Here is a 21,740-nt window from a genome sequence, read left to right as displayed (position 1 = left end):
GAGCACAAACGGCTAAAAGTAATAATTATTATAGCTTAATCCAATCGCGCTAGATCTGTTTTCCGTCCAGAATCTTGTTTAGCACATAGCCCAATCTGTACCCCGCTTTTTGGATTTGTTTCAAAACGACTGGGCTAAACATGTAGTAATATTCGTAACTGAAATGTTTGTTACCAAGGTTGTCGTAGATTGTTTGAGTGATCTGGTGGGTTTCATCAACCCAGGCGATCAAACCGCCCTTTTCAAGTTGTTGAAGTTCTTTTTCTGACGGTTGGCCGGCAAATCGAGCCAGTTCTGTATAACTCAACCGACTGTTATCGATAATATCTTCGTCCCAAACTTTGTGCAGGTTAGAATCTTCGTTAAACCATTTAACACTTATTGTATTGCCACCTAGATCTTCTGCCAGCCCAATGTGCATCGGTTGGTGCAGATCTCCAATGAGGTGAATAATAATTTTTAAAGCAACAGCCTTTTCTTCAGTTGTCGACTTTGGATTATGAAACTGATCCAACATCCCGTTCAGGATGGTGACTAAATCACCTTTTTCGTTTTTTTGCGAATCTTCATAGTTCTGGCCAAGTGGCATATTCACATAGTGAGGGATGGTGCCGAGCGGATAATCTTTCTCCGAACGAATGTCATCGGCCCAGGTTGCAAACAGGGGCAAATAGCTGTCGCCCAATATGGCTTCAATTTTTGATTTGTTCTTGTCGCTTAGCTGTTGCCAGGCAATTTGAGCGATTGCCCGGTGTCCGGTACTGCCCCAGGCTGATGCCGATAATGTGAATAATGTGGAAAATACAATAATTAAAAGCCCGGATAAAATTCGATGCGATGTTTTCATTCTTGGTTTTGTTTTCTACGTCTTGTTTAAATGCTTGTCAAGTGTAAACAATTTATTAGGGAAAGAGATCAAAAAATCGCCAAATTCCCCGGAAATTTCGACCAATTGTTTATTCGTCGTGCCAAACTCAATAAATCAGTTTTGCCATAAAGTACCAACACATCATTCCTGAGACCACAAGTTTGAGAATGGTGCCAGCGAGAAAACCCAGCAATGCACCAGTTCCCGCTCTTAATGCTTGAGAAGAGCGCTTTCCTGCAATCAATTCACCAGCGACAGCACCCAAAAACGGACCGATAATAATCCCCGGAGGTCCCAGAAAGATCATTCCGATCAGCAATCCGATCACGCTGCCCCAAACTCCCTGTTTGCTGCCTCCGAATTTCTTTGTACCCCATACCGGAATTAGCTGATCAAGCAGAACTGTAGCTACAGAAATGGCAGCCCAGATAATCAGAAATTTTGTGCTGAACTGGTATTTATCGGTAAAGTGCATCAAAAGTAACCCCAGGTAGCTAATTGGAGGGCCTGGCAAAACAGGCAATACTGAACCCGCGATCCCGATCAAAATGCAACAGGCTCCGAGAATAATGAGGAGGTAATCCATCATGCTACGACTTTCTTGCGTTTAAATGCGGCAAAAAGTCCGATTAGCACCAAGCTGAGTGCAGCAACGAGGTAACTGATGTGCAGTTGCTCGTTTCGTTTTAGTAGAAAGAAAGAGAATTCAGATATTTCACGATTATACTCGATGCTGAGCAGTACGAGCAGGTTGTTAATGGCGTGTCCCAGGATGCAGGCGAAAATATTCCGGGTAATGATCATGATCCATCCCAGCAGGCATCCCAGCATAAAAGTAGCGGGAAACTGCCAGGGATTCAGGTGGAAGAGAGCAAACAATAAGCCCGAGAAGAAGATTGCAATCAGTTGCGGGTAGTTACGCATGAACCCGTGCATGATAATTCCCCTGAAAATCAATTCTTCAATTATCGGCGCAATGATCACGACTTTCAGGAAAGCTCCCCAAATGCCCAGATCATTATCGAATATTTTGTCGAAAAGTTCCCAAAACCAAGGTGGAGCAGGCAGCCAGCTGTCCACCCACAGATTAACTTCCGTTAAAAATATTTGGGCGCTCATTAAAAAGAGTGTGACGGGGAGCAGAATAAGCGGGTTGAATAATTTCACTGGGAAAAGCTTGTCGATTGACGTTTTCGCCTTTCGGTACCCGAAATAAAGGATGAATACGATTGAGCCTACGCCAAGTATAATTTTCTTTGCCGGGTTGTACAAATATTCTGTTCCGTGGTAATAATCCCAAATGGCCAGCGGAAAATCCACAATGGTTTGGATAAAAATGTAGAGAATCACCAAATGTGCCGCACCGAGAAAGGTGGGGTAGAAGCGCTGTTGCTCTGTATTCATGCGTTGTGTATTACTACTCCGAAGATAATTCGTTTCTGATAAATATGAAAAAGGAGACGAGTGAAAACTGTCTCCTTTTAGAATCATTAAGAATTATATGTTACAAATCTTTTTTAGCCAGATAGAAATCCATCATTTCGTAATCAGATTTTTCGCGCTCAATCATGGCGTCAACTGTTTTGGGAGGTGGAACGATCACTTTTTCGCCCGGAACCCAGTTCAGTGGTAGTGCTACTCCATGCTTGTCTGATGTTTGCAACGCTTTAAGTGCCCGAACAATTTCGTCCATATTACGACCAACGTTCAATGGATAATACATCATCAGGCGCACTTTGCCTGTCGGATCAATAATGAACACCGCCCGTACCGCGGCAGTTTGGCTTTCGTTGGGCTGAAGCATTCCGTACAATTTGGAAACCTTCATGTCGATATCGGCAATGATCGGGAAATTAAAAAGTACGCCGGAATTCTTTTTCACATTGTTTACCCAAGCTACGTGAGCATGAATACTATCGATGCTGAGACCAATCAGCTTCGTGTTTAAAGCTTTAAATTCGTCGCTTCGCAGGGCGAAACCACTCATCTCGGTAGTGCAAACAGGTGTAAAATCTGCCGGGTGTGAAAACAAAATAACCCAGCTACCGTTGTTGTATTCTGAAAATTTCAAAGGACCGTAGGTGGTATCTGCCTGAAAATCGGGAGCCATGTCGCCTATGCGCGGCATTTGATTTACTTGTTCTTCCATAGTTGTAATGATTTTATCGGTTTATACGAGGAATTTACCTTCGGTTATACAAATAACTGATTCTTTTTGAATAAATTCAAGTGTTTTTAGGAAATATGAAAATAGAACATATGTTCCTTATTTGATTTGATTTGTCTTGATTTTATACGTTTATTTGGGGTTGAAATTGAAAGAATTGAAAAACTTTTTGATTTTTAAACATTTAGTTGTTGAAAAAAGTCGAAAAAACTTTCTTTACGATTTGATTATTTCAGGAAAAAGCACTTATTTTGCGAACTGTTTGAAAAACGTGTGTGATACTGTAAAAAATAAAGACAATGTCAAGAATTTGTCAAATAACCGGAAAAAAAGCAATGGTGGGAAATAATGTTTCTCACTCGAATAAAAAGACTAAACGTCGGTTTAGTCCGAACCTGTTCAATAAAAAATTCTATCTTCCAGAAGAAGATCGTTGGATTACATTGACTGTATCGGCTGCCGGATTGCGTACCATTAACAAAAATGGATTAAGTGCGGCATTAAAAGGTGCCAAAGAACAAGGTTTGATTAAAACTGTTTAAAACCGAAAGAAATGGCTAAAAAAGGAAATAGAGTTCAGGTTATTATGGAATGTACCGAACAAAAGGAAACGAACGTTCCCGGAACTTCACGGTACATTACTACAAAAAACCGCAAGAACACATCAGAACGTTTGGAGTTGAAAAAATACAACCCGAACTTGAAAAAAGTAACTGTACACCGCGAAATTAAATAATTTGAGATATGGCAAAGAAAGCAGTAGCATCATTGCAAAAAGGTGCCGGTAAAGGTTATGCGAAAGTAATCAAAATGGTGAAATCAGATAAAACCGGTTCATATACATTTCAAGAAGGTGTAGTTCCTAACGAAATGGTTAAAGATTATTTCAAAAAGTAAGATATACTTTGTGTAAAAGAAAGCTCTCACATTTGTGGGAGCTTTTTTTATGCCTGATTTTTCTCTGGAAGAAATTTCCAGTATCTCCGAGGCATGTGTTGCCGTTGAAGTTTCGCATTCTTCCGCTCTTCTATATTGACGTGATTGAAGTAATTTTTCCACAAAGTTTGGTAAAGCAATTCGTCTTCCATCACAATGTTTTCAGCAAGTTTCCCATCGTGTGTCGAGAATGATTTTTCGTTCAGGTTGATTTCCTGCACTTCTTGAAGGTCGTAGAAGAATCCATAGTCTCGTTTCAAATCATAGATGATCCATTGTTGATCAGCAAAACGCTTTCGAAAATGATCGATGGTGAAGGGAAGAACGTCGTACTGGGGCTCGACGGCAGCGAAGTAAATGTTGTCGATTGTTTGCTGAAAGCGCAGAAACTCCAGTATTCGCATAGATTCGCGCATCACCTGTCGCTCAATTTTTTTTAACGCCAGCACATCTGAATCTGCAAAATCGGTATCGATGCGCTTATTGGAGTCAAAGGTCCGACGCATAAAACGATACAGGCGCATTTCTATCCCTTTCTCTTCTGATAAAAAAGTTCGAAAAGGCAGTTCCCTGTTGCGAGGGTGAAGCTTTTGCTGAAAGCCTTTCCACACACGATGCGCTTTTTTTTCATCGGTTTCGATACGGATGCTTTCGCCAAACAAGCTTTCCTGAAAGGCCGTTTCTTTACAAATATCGGCAGGGTTTAGCTTTCGTGCGTAACACTCGAAAACTACTGTAAGAAAACCTGCGAATGTGCCGTCGTATCTGATAATTGCCATGCTTTATTGTTTGAAGTGAACAGTCAATTCCGGTTGCTTTTTAGGTGGTTGAAAATGAAATAAACTTAGCTGCGTATCGCCTGCTTTGCATCGTTTTGTAGTGCTTTCATGAATGATGTGACTTCGCAAAACATCTGGATCCCAGTCGCCCCGACGGGCCGGGAGTTCATTACAGGTAATGAAGTATTGGGCTCGTTTCATCACTACGCCGATTTGTTTGAGGTGATAACTGTTCAGCCTCCGGAACCGACGGGCATCCACGATCATTTTGGCTGATTGCACGCCAATGCCCGGAACCCGAAGAATCATCTCATAGTCGGCGCGATTGATATCCACAGGGAATAGATGAAGATTTCGGATGGCGTAAGCCAGCTTGGGGTCAATCTCAAGATCCAGGAATGGTTGATCAGAACTCAATATTTCATCGGCTTGAAAATGGTAAAAACGCATCAGCCAGTCGCTTTGGTAAAGGCGATTTTCGCGAACCAATGGTGGTGATTGCAGCGCAGGCAGACGCTTGTCATAGTCGTTCACGGGTAAATATCCCGAGTAATAAACACGCTTTAGACTTTGGTGCTGGTACAGGCCCGAGGCTAAAGCCAGAATTTGACGATCGCTTTCCGGTGTGGCACCAACGATCAGCTGTGTGCTTTGGCCGGCAGGTGTGAAAGGATCCACGAAGCGATACTTTCGCCGGTCTTCCTTGTAGAGCTGTATCCCGGTTTTAATCTGTTCCATCGGTTGAATTACCGATGAAAATGTTTTCTCTGGTGCCAAACGTTGAAGCTGCTGTTCTGTCGGGATTTCAATATTTACACTCAGACGATCGGCGAATAGCCCGGCCTGTCTGATTAATTCTGGGCTTGATCCCGGAATGGCTTTCAAATGAATGTAGCCATGATAGCGCTCTTCTTGTCTCAGCTTTCGCGCTACGAGCATCAGGCGTTCCATGGTGAAATCTGCGTTTTTAATGATCCCAGAACTCAGAAAAAGTCCTTCGATGTAATTTCTGCGGTAAAAGTTGATCGTCAGGTCAACCACCTCCTGAACGGACATCGTTGCTCGCGGGCGGTCGTTCGTTCGTCGGTTAATGCAATAAGCGCAATCGTAAATGCAGTGGTTTGTCATCAACATTTTCAGAAGGCTGACGCACCTTCCGTCATCAGTAAAACTATGGCAAATCCCACAAGCCACCGCGTTTCCAATACCACCTTTGTTACTCCTGTTATTGCCGCTCGATGCACACGAAACGTCATATTTGGCGGCATCTGCTAATATTTTTAGTTTTTCGAGTACATTTTCTTTCATGATAGCCTATATTTAGCGTCTTGTTGCATAGTCGACTGTTCAAAAATACTAATAAAATTAGTTTTAGCTAAAAGTATTAGTTAATTTTAAAGTGATGACTAAAAATATTAGCGAATGAATTTTTTGTCCGATAACTTGAAATATTTGCGTCAGCAATCACGATTGACGCAGCAGGATTTAGCCGATAAATTAGGGTTGAAACGCTCACATATTGGTGCGTATGAAGAGGGAAGGGCAACGCCAAAAATCGCCACGCTTGTTCAAATTGCATTGAATTTTGATTTGAGTTTAGATCAACTTATTCGGAATGATTTAAGTAAGGAAAAATATGCGAATGTGCCGTCAATCGGAGGTTTGAAGATTCTGCCGATTGTCGTTAATGCAGAAAATGAAGAGTTGATTCCGATTGTTCCGGTCAAGGCTTCCGCCGGTTATTTGAATGGTTTTGCTGATCCGGAATACATCGGGCAGTTGCCCGCATTCAATATGCCGGTTCCCGAATTATCGCCGGGAAAAACGTATCGTGTCTTCCAGCTAAAAGGCGACAGTATGTTGCCGGTGCAGCCTGGAGCTTATATGTTTTGCCAGTTTGTTGAATCGTTGGATGATTTGAGAGACGGCCAAACCTATGTGTTGATTACGAAAGATGCAGGTTTGGTTTACAAGCGGGTTTATCGTCAGGGTGATAGCCGTTTTTTACTGAAATCAGATAATCCTGAATATGAGCCTTATGCTGTTGACGCAGAGGATGTGCTTGAAATCTGGAAAGCTGAGGGTGTTTTAAGTTTCAACTTACCACAGCCCAATCATTTAGAAGTGAGCCGCCTGTCGGATATTCTGTCGGAGATGAAAGAGGAAATTCGGCAGTTACGCAACCGTTGAACGATTTTAGTTTCGAAAACTTAGCTAATCTGCTAAAACAATAGCTGTTATTCGGCATAATTTTGTAAATTGGCGCACTCAAAATTTCAAGTTATATGGGTCTTTTCGGATTATTTTCCAAAGCTAAAAAAGAGAGTCTTGATCAAGGTTTGGCGAAAACCAAAGAAAATGTTTTCCAGAAGCTAAGCCGCGCCGTTGCCGGTAAATCGAAGGTCGATGACGAGGTACTCGATAACCTTGAAGAAGTGCTGATTACTTCGGATGTAGGTGTCGATACAACCCTGAAAATAATCCGACGGATTGAGGAACGTGTCGAACGAGACAAGTACCTCGGCGTTGAAGAACTGAACCGAATTCTGAAAGAAGAAATCGCTGCTCTGCTCGAAGAAAACAACTCGGGCGACGTGGACGATTTTGAGCTTCCTGCCGGCGAAGACCCCTATGTTATTATGGTTGTAGGCGTGAACGGCGTTGGTAAAACCACAACAATCGGCAAGCTGGCTTATAATTTTAAGCAAGCTGGTAAGAAAGTTGTTTTGGGTGCAGCCGATACCTTCCGTGCCGCGGCAATCGACCAGCTTGAAGTTTGGGCAAAACGAGTGGACGTGCCGATCGTTCGCCAGGATATGGGCTCGGATCCGGCTTCTGTTGCTTTCGATACCTTGAAATCGGCCAAAGCTTCCGGCGCTGATGTTGTAATTATCGACACGGCTGGCCGTTTGCACAACAAGATTAACCTGATGAACGAGCTTTCGAAGATCAAGAAAGTGATGGAGAAGATTGTTCCGGGTGCACCAAACGAAGTGTTGCTGGTACTGGACGGATCGACCGGCCAAAATGCTTTTGAGCAAGCCAAACAATTCACCAAAGCAACCGAAGTGACTGCCCTGGCGCTGACCAAACTCGACGGAACCGCGAAAGGCGGTGTTGTGATCGGTATCAGCGATCAATTTAAAATTCCGGTGAAATACATCGGTATTGGCGAAAAGATGGAAGATTTACAGATTTTCCGTCGCGGCGAATTTGTAGACTCGCTTTTCTCCTAAAATACCCAAATCAACCAACCGAAAATCACCTCGTAAACTAAACGTTGTACAGGCTGAGCGTCTGTGCGAAATACTGAAATGTTTTTCAGCTTACAAACCGTAGCTGTATTTGATTGTTGTAGAGGACGAAAATTGACATTAAAATATGAAGAGAGGTAAAGTTAATATCATGACGCTGGGCTGTTCGAAGAACCTGGTCGATTCGGAAATGTTGCTGAATCAGTTGGACCTGAACGGCTTTAAAGTGGTGCATGATTCGGAAGACGACGATGCAAATATTGTAATTCTAAATACCTGTGGTTTTATTGCCGATGCCAAAGAAGAATCGGTCAATACGATCCTGAATTTTGCTGATGCCCGCAAGTCCGGCAAGTTGGATAAACTGTTGGTGATGGGCTGTTTGTCGGCTCGCTACAAGGAAGATCTGACCAAAGAGATTCCGGAGGTTGATAAATTCTACGGGAAGTTTGATTTCAAAGAGGTCGTGAAAGACTTAAACGCGACGTTCTACGAGCAAAAAATGTATCACCGGGTGAAAACCACGCTGGGCCATTTCGCCTACCTGAAAATCAGTGAAGGATGTAACCGCCATTGTTCGTTTTGTGCAATCCCGCAATTTACGGGCAACCACAAATCGCGCGATATGGAGAGCTTGATTGAAGAAGCTACCCGTTTAGCCCAAGACGGTGTGAAAGAGTTGCTGGTGATTGCCCAGGATTTGTCTTACTACGGAATTGACCGTTACGGCGAAAGCAAATTGGCTGAATTGATCAATCGTTTGGCTGATATCGAAGGTTTGGAATGGATTCGCTTGCATTACGCTTACCCGTCGAAATTCCCGATGGATGTTTTGACAGTGATGCGCGAACGTAAAAATGTGGCAAACTACCTCGACATTCCGCTTCAACATATTACTGATCGTATGTTGGGTACCATGCGCCGGAAAATCACGAAAGACGAAACAATTCAATTGATTCAGAAGATTCGTGAAGAAGTTCCGGGTATTGCTCTTCGTACGACTTTCCTTGTTGGTCACCCTGGTGAGACTGAGGAAGATTTTGAAGAGTTGAAAGCATTCATCCAGGAATATCCGTTTGAACGGATGGGAGTTTTTGCCTACTCGAGCGAAGATGATACTTATGCTTACAAAATGTATAAGGACGATATCCCGCAAGAAGTGAAAGAAGCTCGCGCAGACGAGTTGATGCAAATGCAACAGGATATTTCGGCTCGTTTCAGCCAGCAGCAGATTGGTAAAAAGCTGCGTGTTTTGGTTGATCGGGAAGAAGAGGAGTATTTTGTGGCTCGCACGGAATACGATTCGCCCGAAGTGGATTGTGAAGTGCTGATTGACAAAGCGGATGGTATTAAAGTTGGCGATATGGTCGAAGTTACCATTAACGACGCAACTGAATTCGATTTGTTCGCTTCTGTAAATTAGATAAATAAGATTATTACTGAGGGTTTCACTTGGAGTGAAGCCCTCAGTAATTTTTCATCTTATAGCGCTCCTTGGTGTTCTTTGTTGAGCAAATCAAGGACTGTTTTAACCGGGTTGAATGTCGTCATCGGAACTTCAACAAAAGCGGTGTTCCAATCACTCATGGCACCGTTCCACAGACCAGGTAGTTCCATTGCTTTAAGTACTTTTCCGCCCTGCGACTTTTCAGCAATGAACCCGGTATCCGGATCCCTGAATTTCATCAAATCAAATTTATTTCCTTCAAAATCCCGAACTCCGCATACCAAGTCGGTAATGTTGGCATATTCCGACGATTTCAAAATCGTTGTTTGTGCGGGGGTTTGCAGGTTTACCTGGGCGGTTTCTACCAGTTGCAAACTCAATGCACCATCCGGATGCTTCACCCAAAACGGACCGCCGCCGGTGTTGCTGCTTTGCACCACGCCGCAAATGCGCATTGGCCGGTTCAATTTGTTGAAAAGGAAAGCTACCTTTTGCGGCTCGGCTAGTTCGTTGTATGAATTGGGAGCTTTGTACCCCAATTTCATACCCAGAAACTCCAAAATCTCTTCCTCTAACTTTGCATCGATCGAGTCCGAATTCTGTAGTTTTTGGCAGTAATCGAATATCTTATTTTGTGTTTCGAGCAACACGCCTCCGAGTGCTTTTTTGTAGTCGATTGTATCCTGAATCAGCCATTGTGCGGCAACATTGTCGATATTCTTGATGAAAATAATATCGGCATCAATTGCGTCCAAATTTTTCAGTAAAGCTCCGTGTCCTCCCGGACGAAACAACAATTCTCCGTTCTCTTTCCGAATCGGTTGATTGTCCAAATCAACAGCTACGGTATCGGTCGCTTTGTCCTGAACGGAAAAAGTAATGATATACTGTTTGTCAAATTTCTTTTCGAATATCGGTAGTATCTTCTCCAGGTGGGATTTGATCAGAGACATGTGCTCTTCTGAAACCGTGAAATGTATTGCAACTTTGTCGTTGGAACCAGCGCAGTACAAAGCTCCTTCAACTAAATGTTCATCGATCGCTTTTGTAACGCTGTCGTCTTTGTATTTATGGAATGTCAGCAACGCTTTTGGCAGGTTTCCGTAATTAAGTCCAGTTTCTGACAGCAAAAGTTCGACGACTTTCTTGCTTTTATTTTTCAGTAGTTCCTCTTTTTCATTCCCCAAAAGAGCGGCCAATTCATCAGAAAAAGCAAAGTTGTCGAAATCATTGAAAAAGGTCTGAACGCCTTCGTCTTGCTCGTCAGTCTGACCATCGAGGAAGTTATAAAGTGCTTTAAACATTCGACTTGCGGCCCCTGATGCCGGTACAAATTTGCATAGTTGTTTGGCCGCGCTTCCTTTTTCGTACCGGGTAATGCATTGCTTCAATTCTTCTTTTGATAATATCGTAAGTCCATTTCCTTTTGAAACAGTGCTATACAATTCAATATCGGGAAACCCGTTAACGAAACGGTCCAGTTGTGACTGAACTTCTTCAGGCTGTTTTCCAATCGCTTTTATTTGAGCTAAATCCTGAGACGTGAATTTCATCAGATCGTAATTAAGGTGAATAGTTTTAGTAGTTGTTTGTTTTGAAATACCCAAGGTAGGCAAGGGATACAAAAAGGGAAGATAGTCAAATGTTTGAAAATATCAGTCTCTTTGACCAACGAAAACCAGCTGAAACTTATTCCGGTTTTATCTTTAGTAGATCTTCGCCAAACCCGATAGCGGCTTCTTCAACTTCCTTTTGTGCCTTCGAGAACATGCCGCTTCCAATGACATGAACGCCCGCATCAAAAGCCTGTTTCTCTTTCAAACTGTCAGCTGTACCCAACTCATCAAACATATTCAAGGCTGCTTCAACCCGAACCACATCGTCCTGATGTTCCTCGTCCTTGTAATAATAACCCAAAAATACCGGCGTGTTTACCCGATGAAATGTACGCGGATCCATCGTGGCATCAACCAACTGTTGCAGATAAACAATGGCCTCCAGTCTATAGAAACAGTTCCAGTAAGCACATTCTTCATCATGCAGGTTTTCGTTGGTATAGCGATAGTTACCGTCGTAAACTTTGCGGGCAATTTGCAAGCCCCAGGGCCCTGAGAGCAGGAAAGCAGCCGAATTGTTAATGGCGACATTCGGTGATAGTAAAATCAGTCCATCGACAAGTTCCGGGAATTCTGCAGCTAGCTTCAGCGAAAGCGTACCGCCGGTTGATGTACTCATAATGACGACTTTTTTGCCAATCAGGTGTGCGATTTGCAGTGCTTCTTTTGCTGTTTCGTAAAGTCGATCAGGTGTCATGTCCAGCAGCGGATCCGGAACGTCCAAGCCGTGTGATGCCAAGCGTGGTAAATAAGCGTTCATACCAAAGTGGCTGGCAAAATTCACATGCGTTGGAAAACCTTCCATTCGCGACGCCGAAAAACCGTGCAGGTAGAGCAAACACCAATCTGTTTGTTGTTTGAGGCTGTCGTTTGCCCAAACCACGATACTTTGGTTATCCGACTTTACAGGCAATTTACTTTCCCTATCAGCCAGAAAACGATCCAGTCGGTTTAATTGAACCTCAATTTTTGGTAATTCACTACTCAGTTTCGGAGCAGGAAACTTGGGGCCAACGACATATAAAAAGATCAGGAAGAGTATGAGTGCGAGAAGAATCCGGAGCAAACGATTCATACGTGTAGTTTTTCTAACGAATTTAGCACATTCGTTTTTTGAAGCAATCTTTTTTTGAAAATATAAATTTTATCCAATCGTCAATATATTGCCTGAAACCGAGACATTATAGGCGGCCAGGTTTCGAGTTGCCGGTCCGTTGAGTACCACGCCAGCGATCGTAAACATGGATCCATGCAGATTGCATTTAATCTGGTTACTCGAATGCAGGTATTCCACCCAATCACCCTGGTGTGTACAGAACTTGGACAGAACGTGATATGCAGACTCGCCCGAGCGAATAATGATATATTTATCGTAATAGACGTATCCTCCAACTGTATTTAAATCAGAAAATTCCGATTTAGACAAGTCTATATTGATGGGATCTGTATTACCTGTGTCCGGTGAGTCAGTTGCGGAGTCGCCTCCTTTACTGCAGGAGTTTAGGTAGAAGGGGGAGACAAACAAAATGCTTCCACCAACAGCTACTTTCGATACAAATTCGCGACGTTTCATAAGGGGTAAATTAATTAGGTTGATGTTTAAAAGCTTAAAAATACCGGGTGTTGCGCTTCAAATTTTAGATTTATTTTGAAGCTTTCTAAATAAACGGTGGGTGGTCTTTAAAAGTTTAAATTCGTAATAGAATTCAAGACATTTGTTAAACTTTAAAATCAACCATTTGTTAAAGTTTGAAACTTTTTAAAACATAAGGTCGGAATTATCTAACTCTACAAAATGGATAAATATTCTCAAGTTGGAAATCAAGAAATTGCCGCAGTTGATGAGCTTTACCAGGATTATCTGAGAGATCCTGCAAGTGTAGACGAGAGTTGGCAGAATTTCTTCAGAGGCTTTGAATTAGCACGTACAAATTATCAAAGCAAATCGGAATTCTCAGGAAGTAATATCGATAAAGAATTCGCGATTCTGAACCTCATCCACGGTTACCGCCAACGCGGACACCTGTTTACCAAAACAAACCCGGTACGCGCCCGTCGCAAGTATCGTCCAACCCTGGATATTGAGAACTTCGGACTCGAAAAGAATGATCTGGAAAAAGTATTCCAGGCAGGTAACAGCATTGGAATTGGCCCGGCCAAATTAAAAGATATCATCGCGCATCTGGAAGCAACCTATTGCGACTCTATTGGTGTTGAATATCAATATATTCGTCACCCGGAGATTGTGGAGTGGATGCAGACAAAAATGGAGAGTTCGAAAAACTCGCAATCATTTACCGACGAAAAAAGAAAACACATTTTCTACCATCTCAAAGTGGCTGTCGGCTTCGAAAGTTACATTCATAAGAAATTTGTTGGTCAGAAGCGCTTTTCGCTCGAAGGAGCTGAAAGTTTGATCCCGGCACTGGACGCTGTCATTGAGCACGGAGCAGAGCTCGGCATCAACGAATTTATTATCGGTATGGCTCACCGCGGGCGATTGAACGTGTTGAGTAATATTATGAAGAAGCCTTATCAGAATATCTTTAAGGAATTCTATGGTACTGAATACGAGGAAGATATTTCGATGGGTGACGTGAAATATCACCTGGGCTTTGAAAACACGATTAAATCGGATGCAGGGAAGGACGTCAAACTGAGTCTTGTACCAAACCCTTCGCACCTGGAAACAGTAGCCGGATTGGTGCAGGGGATGGCGCGCTCACGCATTGATTCGCTTTACAACCGCGATTACAATAAATTAGCGCCAATCGTTATTCACGGCGATGCTGCAATTGCAGCGCAAGGGATCGTTTATGAGATCATCCAGATGTCGCAGCTGAAAGGCTACAAGACTGGTGGTACAATTCACCTGGTTATCAATAACCAGGTTGGTTTCACCACAAACTATCTGGATGCTCGTTCAAGTACCTATTGCACCGACGTTGCAAAAGTGACTCGCTGCCCCGTTTTCCACGTAAACGGCGACGATGTTGAAGCATTGATTTATACGATAAAACTGGCAATGGAGTATCGTCAAAAATTCCACTCGGACGTTTTCGTTGATATTCTTTGCTACCGAAAATACGGACACAACGAGGGGGATGAACCACGTTTCACACAACCATTGTTGTACAAAGCTATCGCGAAGCACAAAAACCCACGAGATATTTATGCTGAAAAGTTGTCATCTCTGAATATTATGAGTTCGGAGGAAATCAACCAGGAAGTTGTGAATTTCGACAATTACCTGGACGAGATGTTCCATGAGTCGGAGAAAATAGACAAGCTGAAAATCAAACAGTTTTTGGTTCAGGAGTACGAAAACTTTGTGAAACCGGGTAAAACTGACTTCACGGATCGTATCGATACGACTGTGTCGAAAGAAAAGCTGCTGCATTTGGGTGAGAAACTGACCACATTGCCTCAGGATAAAGTCTTCTTTAACAAGGTGAACCGTATTATTTCGGACCGAAAAATGATGCTTTCAGATAACAAGCTGGACTGGGCAATGGCAGAATTGCTGGCTTACGCGAGTTTGTTGGATGAAGGTTACCCGGTTCGTCTAAGTGGTCAGGACTGTGAGCGCGGGACCTTCGCGCACCGTCACGCTGCTTTTGTGGTGGAAGATATGGATGAGAAATACTTTCCGTTGAAAAACATTTCGCCTAGCCAGGGTCCATTCCATGTTTACAACTCTCACCTGTCAGAGTATGGTGTCATGGGATTTGAATACGGTTACGCGATGGCTCAGCCAAATGCTTTAACAATTTGGGAAGCTCAGTTTGGAGACTTTTCAAACGTGGCTCAGGTAATCATTGACCAATACATTACGTCAGCAGAAGAGAAGTGGGGCTTGATGAATAACCTGGCGTTGTTCCTGCCACACGGATACGAAGGGCAGGGGCCCGAGCACTCAAGCGGACGAATTGAGCGTTTCCTGACCTTGGCAGCCAACAACAATATGCAGGTCATCGTGCCTTCAACTCCGGATAACCTTTTCCACTTGTTGCGTCGTCAACTGTTGTGGGGAACACGTATGCCGCTGATTGTGTTTACACCGAAAAGCTTGTTACGTCACCCGTTGGTTAGCTGTACGCTCGACGAGTTGTCGCATGGTGGATTCAAAGAGGTGATCGACGATCATATCGCAAAACCAACCCAGGTAAAACAAATTGTCTTCAGTAGCGGCCGTCTCTATTACGATCTTTTAAAAGCCCGTGTGGATCGGGGAGATGAGTCAACAGCTATTGTTAGAATTGAGCAGTTGTACCCATTGCCAACCGACCAAATAGAAGCGGTATTGGCAAAATACAAAAAGGCAAAACGTGTTATCTGGGCTCAGGACGAACCGGAGAATATGGGGGCATGGCCTTTCTTACAACGCAAATTAAAACACCTGAATTTAGAATTAGCAGCGAGACCGGAAAGTGGTACTCCAGCCGGAGGATTAATGAAACAACATAATCTGCGCCTCGAAAAAATTATGAATACAATATTTAGCGAAGCAATTTTCGCTTGAAAAAATAAAAAATCATGATTATTGAGATTAAAATACCTACGCCCGGTGAGTCGATAACTGAGGTGGAGTTAGGTAAATGGCTTGTTGAAGATGGTAGTGTCGTTTCAAAAAATGAAGAAGTTGCTGAAATTGAGTCCGATAAGGCAACGCTGACACTCGTCGCTGAAGAATCGGGCAAAATTAGTTTTAAAGTTCAGGAAGGCGATACGGTTGCTGTTGGCGAATTAGCCTGCACGATTGATACAGATGCGGCGGGAGAACCGACAGCGAGTGCACCTCCTGCAAAAGAAGAACCCAAAAAAGAAGCAGCTCCTGCGGCCAAAGAAGAGCCGAAAAAGGAAGTTGGTGCTTCGAAAGATCAGCCCAAAATTAAGACAACAGCGGTTGCCCGGGAGATGATGGAAGAGCATCATTTATCGGTGGATGATATCATTCACGGACTGCAACGAATTGGTAAGAAGGAGGTTGAAGCAGTTGTAAGTCAACCGGCGGCAGCACAGCCAGTGGTTGAAAGTGCCCCGAAAAATCTATTCTCGCGCGAAGAAAGTCGTGAAAAGATGAGCATGCTTCGCCGTAAACTTAGCCAGCGTTTGGTGGCAGTGAAAAACGAAACGGCAATGTTGACCACTTTCAACGAAGTGGATATGAGCCCGATTATGGAGCTTCGTAAAAAACACCAACCAAAATTCGTTGAAAAACATGGATTCAAACTTGGTTTCATGTCGTTCTTCACCAAAGCGGTTGCAACAGCCATGCAGTTTCACCCGGCAGTCAATTCAATGATCGATGGCGAAGAGATTTTGACGCCTGCTTTTGTTGATGTCGGCATCGCAGTTTCAACACCGAAAGGATTGATGGTACCGATCGTTCGCAATGCAGAGAGTAAAAGTATTCCGGCGATCGAACTGGAGATTAAGGAGCTGGCAGAAAAGGCCCGTACCAAGAAGATTTCCATTGAAGAGTTGACCGGCGGTACATTTACCATCACCAATGGCGGAACATTTGGTTCCTTGCTTTCAACCCCGATCATTAATCCTCCTCAGTCGGCCATTTTGGGCATGCATAACATCGTCGATCGTCCGATGGCAGTAAACGGTCAGGTTGTTATTCGTCCGATGATGTACATCGCGCTTTCCTACGATCACCGCATTATCGATGGCAAGGATTCAGTTGGATTTCTGGTTAAAGTGAAAAACTTGCTGGAGAACCCGCAGTTATTGCTTACTGATGGTAAAGATCCGGAAGAGCTTTTGCTTCAAATCTGATATTAGAAGGTAATAATACCATACAAGGCAGGCTATGATTTCATATCCTGCTTTTTTTTGCTATCGCTTTATTAATTCAAAGAAGACAGGCCGTGAAATCTTTGAATCGCGTATTATTTCAATTTGTTTTATGATTATTTTATGACACTTTTGTAAAACTGGACAACAAGTCATAATTTATCCGGTGAAAAGAAACGCTTTACAAATGAATAAACGCACGCAATACAATTCATTTATCGTTCTTCTGAATATTGTGATTTGGGGACTTATTGCGTTTGTTCTTCACTATTTGACGGTGGAGGAAGAGGGGATAGAAGATGATCTCCGATTGTTGAAAACGATGGTTATTATTGTCAGCGTTTTCTATCTCAACTATTTTGTTCTGATACCCTATTTCCTATCCAAACGGAAGTTCAAGTATTACGGCTTTTCGATTCTCGCGGTAATGCTTTTCATTTTTGCTATTAGTTATTACACCGAGTTGCCGTTCGAAAATACAGCGATGGGCCGTATTCCCGGGCCGCCAGACTTTCCTGCAATCAAGAGAATTCATCCTCCAAAATCAATTGCGATAAGTTTGGGGATTTTGGTGCTTAGTACTGTCTCAATCGCTGTCAGCACTGGTGTGAGGGGGACAAAAGAGTGGTTCAAAAACGAAAATCAGCTAAAAGAAATCGAAAATAAGAAGCTGTCAGCAGAATTATCGTATCTAAAAGCACAAATAAATCCACATTTTTTCTTCAATACTTTGAACGGAATTTATGCTTTGGCAATGAAGAAATCGGACAAAACGCCGGAAGTAATTATGATGCTTTCGGTGTTGATGCGCTACATTATTTATGATGCAAAAGCACCAAAAGTTCTTCTGAAGAAAGAGTTGTCACACATCTCAAATTTTATTGATTTGCAGAAGATTCGTCTTTCTGAAATGGTCAAAATCGATTACAGGATCACCGGTAGCCCCAAAGATATTATGATTGAACCTCTGCTATTCTCTGTGTTGGTGGAGAATGCGTTTAAACACGGTATCGACTACTCGAAACGAACAACAATTAAGATCCACCTGGACATAGAAGACAACCTTCTGCATTTTATTGTTTCCAATCCAGTTGTCGTACCAAAAAAGAAAATGAGTAAGTTTGGGGACGATGAAGCAGGAATAGGCTTGGATAACATCAAAAAGCGATTGGAACTACTATATCCAAATCGTCACGAATTGACTATTTTTGAAGATTCATCGTTATATACAGTTGAACTAAGATTAATACTTGAAGATAAAAAACCATGAAGTGTATCATAATCGACGACGAACCGTTGGCACAACAAATATTGGAAGATTACATCTCGCATATCCCGTTTTTGAAACTGGAAAAAAAATGCAGCTCGGTTTTCGAAGCGTTAGAGATCCTTCAGAAAACAAGTATTGATCTGATTTTTTTGGATATTCATTTGCCCAACGTGTCAGGAGTCGAATTTATCAGCAGCCTCGACACAAAGCCGATGTTTATATTCACAACTGCTTATTCAGAATACGCCCTGGAAGCGTTCGAATTGAATGCGGTTGATTATCTTCTTAAGCCAATACCATTTAAACGCTTTCTGAGGTCTGCAAATAAGGCCTATCAGCTGTTTGCGTCCAACCGGAAAGTTAAGCGGGAAGAGATCAGCGAGAATTCGGATGCTGAACAGGATTTCATCATGGTGAAATCGGACTACAAATCTGTCAAAATTCAGCTCAATCAGGTACTTTATATTGAAGGATTGAAGGACTACGTGAAGATTTATATTCAGAATGAAGACAAGCCGATTATTACGCTTAATTCCCTGAAAAAAATGGCCGACAGTTTACCGTCAAGCCATTTTTTAAGAGTTCATAAATCTTTTATTGTGAATACCAACAAGATTAAGTCAGTTACGAAAAACCGGATTATTATCCACGATCGCTGGATCCCGGTAGGCGATAACTACAAAAGCGATTTCCAAAGCTCGGTTATCAACCGTTTTACACTTTAAACTGCGGGTTCAACTTATTAGTTGAACTTCCGCATCTGGAACCAAAGGTCTTGCATTGAGAAGCCAAGGCGCATCCGCACAAAGTTCTCTTGAATTAACCGACTGGCAGTCGTTCCTTTTGTACCAACTTCAACACTCACGTCTACACGCGATTTGCCGTTGCGGATTGGTAAACCCAAACCAAACGAACCGTTGTATTCGTCGAGTTGAACTCCTCTCAAATCCAGGTACGATTTCGCAAATTGGAACCCAACGCGGTAATTCACCCGTTTGAAGAAGCTGGCCAGGAAATTAGTGCTGGGTGTATATTGCAACCCTGTTCTTACGTAAGGATTGTTTTTCAATTTAACGCCGCTTAGCTTATAGTCGTAATCAGACCATTTTTGCATACCGGCGTCCAAAGCATAAAGCCAGTTTTTGTTATTGTCGACCGCAATACCAATACCAAACTCAGATGGAATGGAGAAGTCGTTGTTGTCTTGAGAATCTTCATCCAGGATAGTACCTGCTGAGTTGTAAATTTGGTAGTCTTCTTTTGTTACCAGGCGTTGTCCCGGGTTGTAAATCGCACCGACGCTAACATTGTAGTTCTTTACTTTGAAAGCGTACTGAGCACCAAATTCAAAGTAGAAGTTGTGAAAATAATTCGTCGTTTCGTAATAAATCGAATTACTTCCAATGGTCGATAAATTGTGATATTGCGTTTGCGAGAGTGATCCGAACAAAAAGGATGTTTTAAAGCCCAGTGATAAATTATCGAGCAAGGAATAAGATACAGCTGCATATGCACGGCTGATGTCTCCTGAACCGATAATATTCATTGCATAGTCACTTTCATACACACCTTCAATTTCAGATGTTGTATTGATTTCGTATCCAGTCGAGCTGAAAGGATTCAACCCGAATCCAGCAGCAAACTTGTTGCTTACTCTCCAGCCAATAGCCAGGTAGCTGAAATTCGCGTCCTTCAAACTTGCAGTTTCGCCCTGCGATTTAAATGTCGAATATTTACCGTCTACTCCGGTATCGAAAATGAACGATAAGCTGTCGATTCCCGCATAAGAAGCAGGGTTCAGTGTATTGACAAAATTAGAGGAAGTCATCCCGTAACCAGCTCCTCCCATGGCCGAGTTGACCGGGTTTAGCTGCGATTTTAACTCTCCTAAACCGTACATCGAGTACGGTGAATTTGTATTGTTTTGTGCCTTCCCTGCAATTGGTTGCATGAAAAGAAAGCCCAAGGTGAGGGCAAATAGGCTAACAGGGATGGTTCTCTTACTCATTTTTTAGAAAATAAAGGTTCAACTTCGGAGATAATTGGCTGACTTTGCTGTCACTGAAAAGCAACAGTTGTGATTTGTTGTACCAATCGGTACTCGGGAACATCACCAACAAACCGATATTTGTATCGTAATAATAATCTGATAATTCTGTTAAGAAATAGGTTGACAGGTCGGCTACGTAGTAGAACGTTCCGGTAAGGTAATTGGAAACCAAAGTCGCAGTCACCGCTGTTTCTGTACCCGACGACGATGTGACAGTCAGGTTGTCTCCAAGCTTGTTGGTCTTGTTGGATGTGTAGAAGATCAACGAAGAAGGTAGATCACGGTAATTATTCTCCGCAGCCGGGATAAGTATCAACTCCGCTTTTATTAAAATGTGATCTTCTAATGTAAATACTTCGTTTATGGTTGGGAAATCGAGTCGGCAAGCAACCCCGGTACTCCCTTGCGTGTATGCCAGACCATCGGCGTCAGTCGACGACACTGCGGTGGTTCGTTCTACCAGATTCTCAAATAAAGACCCGGTTCGGTCGGCGATTGACTGGTTGAAGTTTGTATTTTCAGTCGTCAGATCAAAGTCATATTCGTTTTCAGTAACGTCTGCCGCTACAATGTGGGTATACATAACCATTTGAATACCTTCATCGGTGTCGAAACCTAGCACAGCATTGGCTTCGGGAGCAACCAAAACAAAACCTCTTAAATAAGAGTTAAAATATTCATTCGACGATACCGAGTCTGCCGAATTGACGAATTGCTCGAATAGCGTTTCCGCGAAGGTGTCGTCAATCCTAAACTCGACACTGTCATCAATGTTCGGGTACGGAGTGAAGCTGTAGGTTGCTAAAGGAGTCTCGTCGTAAGGAAATGAACTAATATTGAAAAGGTAGTCGGTTGTAGAACCCACATCCTGAAGTTCCAGTTCTTTTGCAAGACGGTGCAATTCGATGGTAAATGTTTGTGTTGTGTCACCGATATTAAATCCTGTGTATTTCAACTTTAAGGTTAAAGAATCGAGAATCTCAATTTTAGTACCGGTATTATCTAATATAGAGGAAATATCACTAGATCTGTCAAAATTGAAATAGTGCTTCAATTCTGTTGTTCCTATCTGATCGTTTTCGTATTTTCCGACCAAAGCTACCGTAGGGTCCGAGGTTGCAATGGAGTCCATGACCACTGTGGAAAATTTTACAGAGAAACTGTCGGTCATTAAAATAGTAGATTGCTTGTCGACAAGGTCTTCACCAATCTGAAAATTTCCAACATCGGTACTGCATGAAGCTAGTAGAACGGCCCAAACGAATACCAAAAGACGATTTTTAATCATATAAAAGTAGAATGATTGTTTGTATACAAGAGTTAAAGAAAAGATCCCTTCGGCTGCAAAGCAAGCCTATTGTTGGTGTTCCCAAAAGAAATATAGACTAAATATTTTTTAATGTCTATGAAACGACAAAAAGTATCGACGAAAGGCCAATTAATAGTGTTTATCGCTTAAGTATTGTTAAAATTTGAAAATTATTTTAACTAATTCTTGAATTTTATCTATAAACGGGGCAATTATATGGACATATTTGAATTTTCTAT

At 42.5% G+C, this 21,740-nt stretch carries 21 protein-coding genes; 10 read left to right on the top strand and 11 right to left on the bottom strand.

Annotated elements, in window-relative coordinates; genetic code table 11:
• Positions 1–49 precede the first annotated feature (49 nt).
• From BC643_RS02245 to BC643_RS02230, 4 genes are all read right to left on the bottom strand, one after another.
• The gene (locus BC643_RS02245) at positions 50–847 is read right to left on the bottom strand and encodes a S1/P1 nuclease (RefSeq protein WP_120271545.1); all 798 of its coding nucleotides are present in this window, start codon (positions 845–847) and stop codon (positions 50–52) included.
• Between the two features lie 127 nt (positions 848–974).
• Complete coding sequence (locus tag BC643_RS02240) at positions 975–1,457, bottom strand: DUF456 domain-containing protein (RefSeq protein WP_120271544.1); 483 nt, start codon at positions 1,455–1,457, stop codon at positions 975–977.
• Positions 1,454–2,272 carry a CPBP family intramembrane glutamic endopeptidase gene (locus BC643_RS02235; protein ID WP_170154425.1) on the bottom strand — a complete coding sequence of 273 codons (819 nt, stop codon included), beginning with the start codon at positions 2,270–2,272 and terminating at the stop codon, positions 1,454–1,456. Before BC643_RS02235 ends, BC643_RS02240 begins: the two co-directional genes overlap by 4 nt.
• A gap of 100 nt (positions 2,273–2,372) precedes the next feature.
• Positions 2,373–3,017 (bottom strand): peroxiredoxin, encoded by a 645-nt coding sequence (locus tag BC643_RS02230; RefSeq protein ID WP_120271542.1) that lies wholly within the window; start codon positions 3,015–3,017, stop codon positions 2,373–2,375.
• 317 nt (positions 3,018–3,334) lie between these two features.
• Between BC643_RS02230 and rpmB the strand changes: the two genes are divergently transcribed.
• Genes rpmB through BC643_RS02210 form a run of 3 tightly spaced genes read left to right on the top strand, consistent with a single transcriptional unit; the run spans position 3,335 to position 3,932 of the window.
• A complete protein-coding gene (rpmB, locus tag BC643_RS02220) occupies positions 3,335–3,577 on the top strand; it encodes a 50S ribosomal protein L28 (protein WP_120271540.1) in 243 nt (80 codons plus the stop codon).
• A gap of 11 nt (positions 3,578–3,588) precedes the next feature.
• Positions 3,589–3,771, top strand: coding sequence for a 50S ribosomal protein L33 (gene rpmG / locus BC643_RS02215; protein ID WP_120271539.1), 183 nt, complete (start codon positions 3,589–3,591; stop codon positions 3,769–3,771).
• Between the two features lie 8 nt (positions 3,772–3,779).
• Complete coding sequence (locus BC643_RS02210; protein ID WP_120271538.1) at positions 3,780–3,932, top strand: DUF4295 domain-containing protein; 153 nt, start codon at positions 3,780–3,782, stop codon at positions 3,930–3,932.
• Between the two features lie 47 nt (positions 3,933–3,979).
• Here BC643_RS02210 and BC643_RS02205 read toward each other — a convergent pair whose 3' ends face one another.
• Together BC643_RS02205 and BC643_RS02200 are read right to left on the bottom strand one after the other, a co-directional pair.
• Positions 3,980–4,750 carry a TIGR03915 family putative DNA repair protein gene (locus BC643_RS02205; RefSeq protein ID WP_120271537.1) on the bottom strand — a complete coding sequence of 257 codons (771 nt, stop codon included), beginning with the start codon at positions 4,748–4,750 and terminating at the stop codon, positions 3,980–3,982.
• A gap of 3 nt (positions 4,751–4,753) precedes the next feature.
• Positions 4,754–6,058: a putative DNA modification/repair radical SAM protein gene (locus BC643_RS02200; protein WP_120271536.1), complete on the bottom strand. Its 1,305-nt coding sequence runs from the start codon at positions 6,056–6,058 to the stop codon at positions 4,754–4,756.
• Between the two features lie 114 nt (positions 6,059–6,172).
• On the opposite strand from BC643_RS02200, the gene BC643_RS02195 reads away from it, so the two are divergent.
• The 3 genes from BC643_RS02195 to rimO all read left to right on the top strand — a co-directional run bounded on the left by BC643_RS02195 (position 6,173) and on the right by rimO (position 9,427).
• On the top strand, positions 6,173–6,940 hold the full coding sequence (locus BC643_RS02195) for an XRE family transcriptional regulator (protein ID WP_120271535.1): 768 nt from the start codon (positions 6,173–6,175) through the stop codon (positions 6,938–6,940).
• Between the two features lie 95 nt (positions 6,941–7,035).
• Positions 7,036–7,986, top strand: coding sequence for a signal recognition particle-docking protein FtsY (gene ftsY, locus BC643_RS02190; RefSeq protein ID WP_120271534.1), 951 nt, complete (start codon positions 7,036–7,038; stop codon positions 7,984–7,986).
• A gap of 145 nt (positions 7,987–8,131) precedes the next feature.
• Positions 8,132–9,427 (top strand): 30S ribosomal protein S12 methylthiotransferase RimO, encoded by a 1,296-nt coding sequence (gene rimO, locus BC643_RS02185; protein WP_120271533.1) that lies wholly within the window; start codon positions 8,132–8,134, stop codon positions 9,425–9,427.
• A gap of 59 nt (positions 9,428–9,486) precedes the next feature.
• On the opposite strand, the gene BC643_RS02180 is transcribed toward rimO, so the two are convergent.
• The 3 genes from BC643_RS02180 to BC643_RS02170 all read right to left on the bottom strand — a co-directional run bounded on the left by BC643_RS02180 (position 9,487) and on the right by BC643_RS02170 (position 12,640).
• Complete coding sequence (locus tag BC643_RS02180; protein ID WP_120274105.1) at positions 9,487–11,004, bottom strand: DUF4301 family protein; 1,518 nt, start codon at positions 11,002–11,004, stop codon at positions 9,487–9,489.
• Between the two features lie 136 nt (positions 11,005–11,140).
• Complete coding sequence (locus tag BC643_RS02175) at positions 11,141–12,142, bottom strand: alpha/beta hydrolase (RefSeq protein WP_120271532.1); 1,002 nt, start codon at positions 12,140–12,142, stop codon at positions 11,141–11,143.
• Positions 12,143–12,211: 69 nt separating this feature from the next.
• Positions 12,212–12,640, bottom strand: coding sequence for a QcrA and Rieske domain-containing protein (locus tag BC643_RS02170; RefSeq protein ID WP_120271531.1), 429 nt, complete (start codon positions 12,638–12,640; stop codon positions 12,212–12,214).
• Between the two features lie 222 nt (positions 12,641–12,862).
• Between BC643_RS02170 and BC643_RS02165 the strand changes: the two genes are divergently transcribed.
• The 4 genes from BC643_RS02165 to BC643_RS02150 all read left to right on the top strand — a co-directional run bounded on the left by BC643_RS02165 (position 12,863) and on the right by BC643_RS02150 (position 18,867).
• A complete protein-coding gene (locus BC643_RS02165; RefSeq protein WP_120271530.1) occupies positions 12,863–15,589 on the top strand; it encodes a 2-oxoglutarate dehydrogenase E1 component in 2,727 nt (908 codons plus the stop codon).
• A 14-nt stretch (positions 15,590–15,603) separates the two neighbouring features.
• Complete coding sequence (gene odhB / locus BC643_RS02160) at positions 15,604–16,854, top strand: 2-oxoglutarate dehydrogenase complex dihydrolipoyllysine-residue succinyltransferase (protein WP_120271529.1); 1,251 nt, start codon at positions 15,604–15,606, stop codon at positions 16,852–16,854.
• A 205-nt stretch (positions 16,855–17,059) separates the two neighbouring features.
• A complete protein-coding gene (locus BC643_RS02155) occupies positions 17,060–18,142 on the top strand; it encodes a sensor histidine kinase (RefSeq protein WP_120271528.1) in 1,083 nt (360 codons plus the stop codon).
• Complete coding sequence (locus BC643_RS02150; RefSeq protein ID WP_120271527.1) at positions 18,139–18,867, top strand: LytR/AlgR family response regulator transcription factor; 729 nt, start codon at positions 18,139–18,141, stop codon at positions 18,865–18,867. The genes BC643_RS02155 and BC643_RS02150 overlap by 4 nt, the downstream gene beginning before the upstream one ends.
• A 17-nt stretch (positions 18,868–18,884) precedes the next feature.
• Here the strand turns inward: BC643_RS02150 and BC643_RS02145 are convergent, their stop codons facing one another.
• Together BC643_RS02145 and BC643_RS02140 are read right to left on the bottom strand one after the other, a co-directional pair.
• Positions 18,885–20,150, bottom strand: a complete 1,266-nt coding sequence (locus BC643_RS02145; protein WP_147377109.1) for a hypothetical protein — start codon at positions 20,148–20,150, stop codon at positions 18,885–18,887.
• On the bottom strand, positions 20,143–21,480 hold the full coding sequence (locus BC643_RS02140) for a DUF4270 family protein (protein WP_120271525.1): 1,338 nt from the start codon (positions 21,478–21,480) through the stop codon (positions 20,143–20,145). Before BC643_RS02140 ends, BC643_RS02145 begins: the two co-directional genes overlap by 8 nt.
• Between the last annotated feature and the right edge of the window lie 260 nt (positions 21,481–21,740).

Source organism: Mangrovibacterium diazotrophicum (genome assembly GCF_003610535.1).
GTDB classification, from domain to species: Bacteria; Bacteroidota; Bacteroidia; order Bacteroidales; family Prolixibacteraceae; genus Mangrovibacterium; species Mangrovibacterium diazotrophicum.
The sequence above is the reverse complement of the archived record's forward strand: the minus strand, read 5'-3'. Positions and strand labels throughout refer to the sequence as shown.

Coding starts and splice junctions, on each gene's coding strand:
- BC643_RS02170 (WP_120271531.1), bottom strand. CDS start 12,640: ATGAAACGTCGCGAATTTGTATCGAAAGTAGCTGTTGGTGGAAGCATT.
- BC643_RS02145 (WP_147377109.1), bottom strand. CDS start 20,150: ATGAGTAAGAGAACCATCCCTGTTAGCCTATTTGCCCTCACCTTGGGC.
- BC643_RS02240 (WP_120271544.1), bottom strand. CDS start 1,457: ATGATGGATTACCTCCTCATTATTCTCGGAGCCTGTTGCATTTTGATC.
- rimO (WP_120271533.1), top strand. CDS start 8,132: ATGAAGAGAGGTAAAGTTAATATCATGACGCTGGGCTGTTCGAAGAAC.
- BC643_RS02140 (WP_120271525.1), bottom strand. CDS start 21,480: ATGATTAAAAATCGTCTTTTGGTATTCGTTTGGGCCGTTCTACTAGCT.
- odhB (WP_120271529.1), top strand. CDS start 15,604: ATGATTATTGAGATTAAAATACCTACGCCCGGTGAGTCGATAACTGAG.
- BC643_RS02165 (WP_120271530.1), top strand. CDS start 12,863: ATGGATAAATATTCTCAAGTTGGAAATCAAGAAATTGCCGCAGTTGAT.
- BC643_RS02235 (WP_170154425.1), bottom strand. CDS start 2,272: ATGAATACAGAGCAACAGCGCTTCTACCCCACCTTTCTCGGTGCGGCA.
- BC643_RS02150 (WP_120271527.1), top strand. CDS start 18,139: ATGAAGTGTATCATAATCGACGACGAACCGTTGGCACAACAAATATTG.
- BC643_RS02210 (WP_120271538.1), top strand. CDS start 3,780: ATGGCAAAGAAAGCAGTAGCATCATTGCAAAAAGGTGCCGGTAAAGGT.
- BC643_RS02200 (WP_120271536.1), bottom strand. CDS start 6,058: ATGAAAGAAAATGTACTCGAAAAACTAAAAATATTAGCAGATGCCGCC.
- rpmG (WP_120271539.1), top strand. CDS start 3,589: ATGGCTAAAAAAGGAAATAGAGTTCAGGTTATTATGGAATGTACCGAA.
- BC643_RS02155 (WP_120271528.1), top strand. CDS start 17,060: ATGAATAAACGCACGCAATACAATTCATTTATCGTTCTTCTGAATATT.
- BC643_RS02245 (WP_120271545.1), bottom strand. CDS start 847: ATGAAAACATCGCATCGAATTTTATCCGGGCTTTTAATTATTGTATTT.
- rpmB (WP_120271540.1), top strand. CDS start 3,335: ATGTCAAGAATTTGTCAAATAACCGGAAAAAAAGCAATGGTGGGAAAT.
- BC643_RS02175 (WP_120271532.1), bottom strand. CDS start 12,142: ATGAATCGTTTGCTCCGGATTCTTCTCGCACTCATACTCTTCCTGATC.
- BC643_RS02230 (WP_120271542.1), bottom strand. CDS start 3,017: ATGGAAGAACAAGTAAATCAAATGCCGCGCATAGGCGACATGGCTCCC.
- ftsY (WP_120271534.1), top strand. CDS start 7,036: ATGGGTCTTTTCGGATTATTTTCCAAAGCTAAAAAAGAGAGTCTTGAT.
- BC643_RS02180 (WP_120274105.1), bottom strand. CDS start 11,004: ATGAAATTCACGTCTCAGGATTTAGCTCAAATAAAAGCGATTGGAAAA.
- BC643_RS02195 (WP_120271535.1), top strand. CDS start 6,173: ATGAATTTTTTGTCCGATAACTTGAAATATTTGCGTCAGCAATCACGA.
- BC643_RS02205 (WP_120271537.1), bottom strand. CDS start 4,750: ATGGCAATTATCAGATACGACGGCACATTCGCAGGTTTTCTTACAGTA.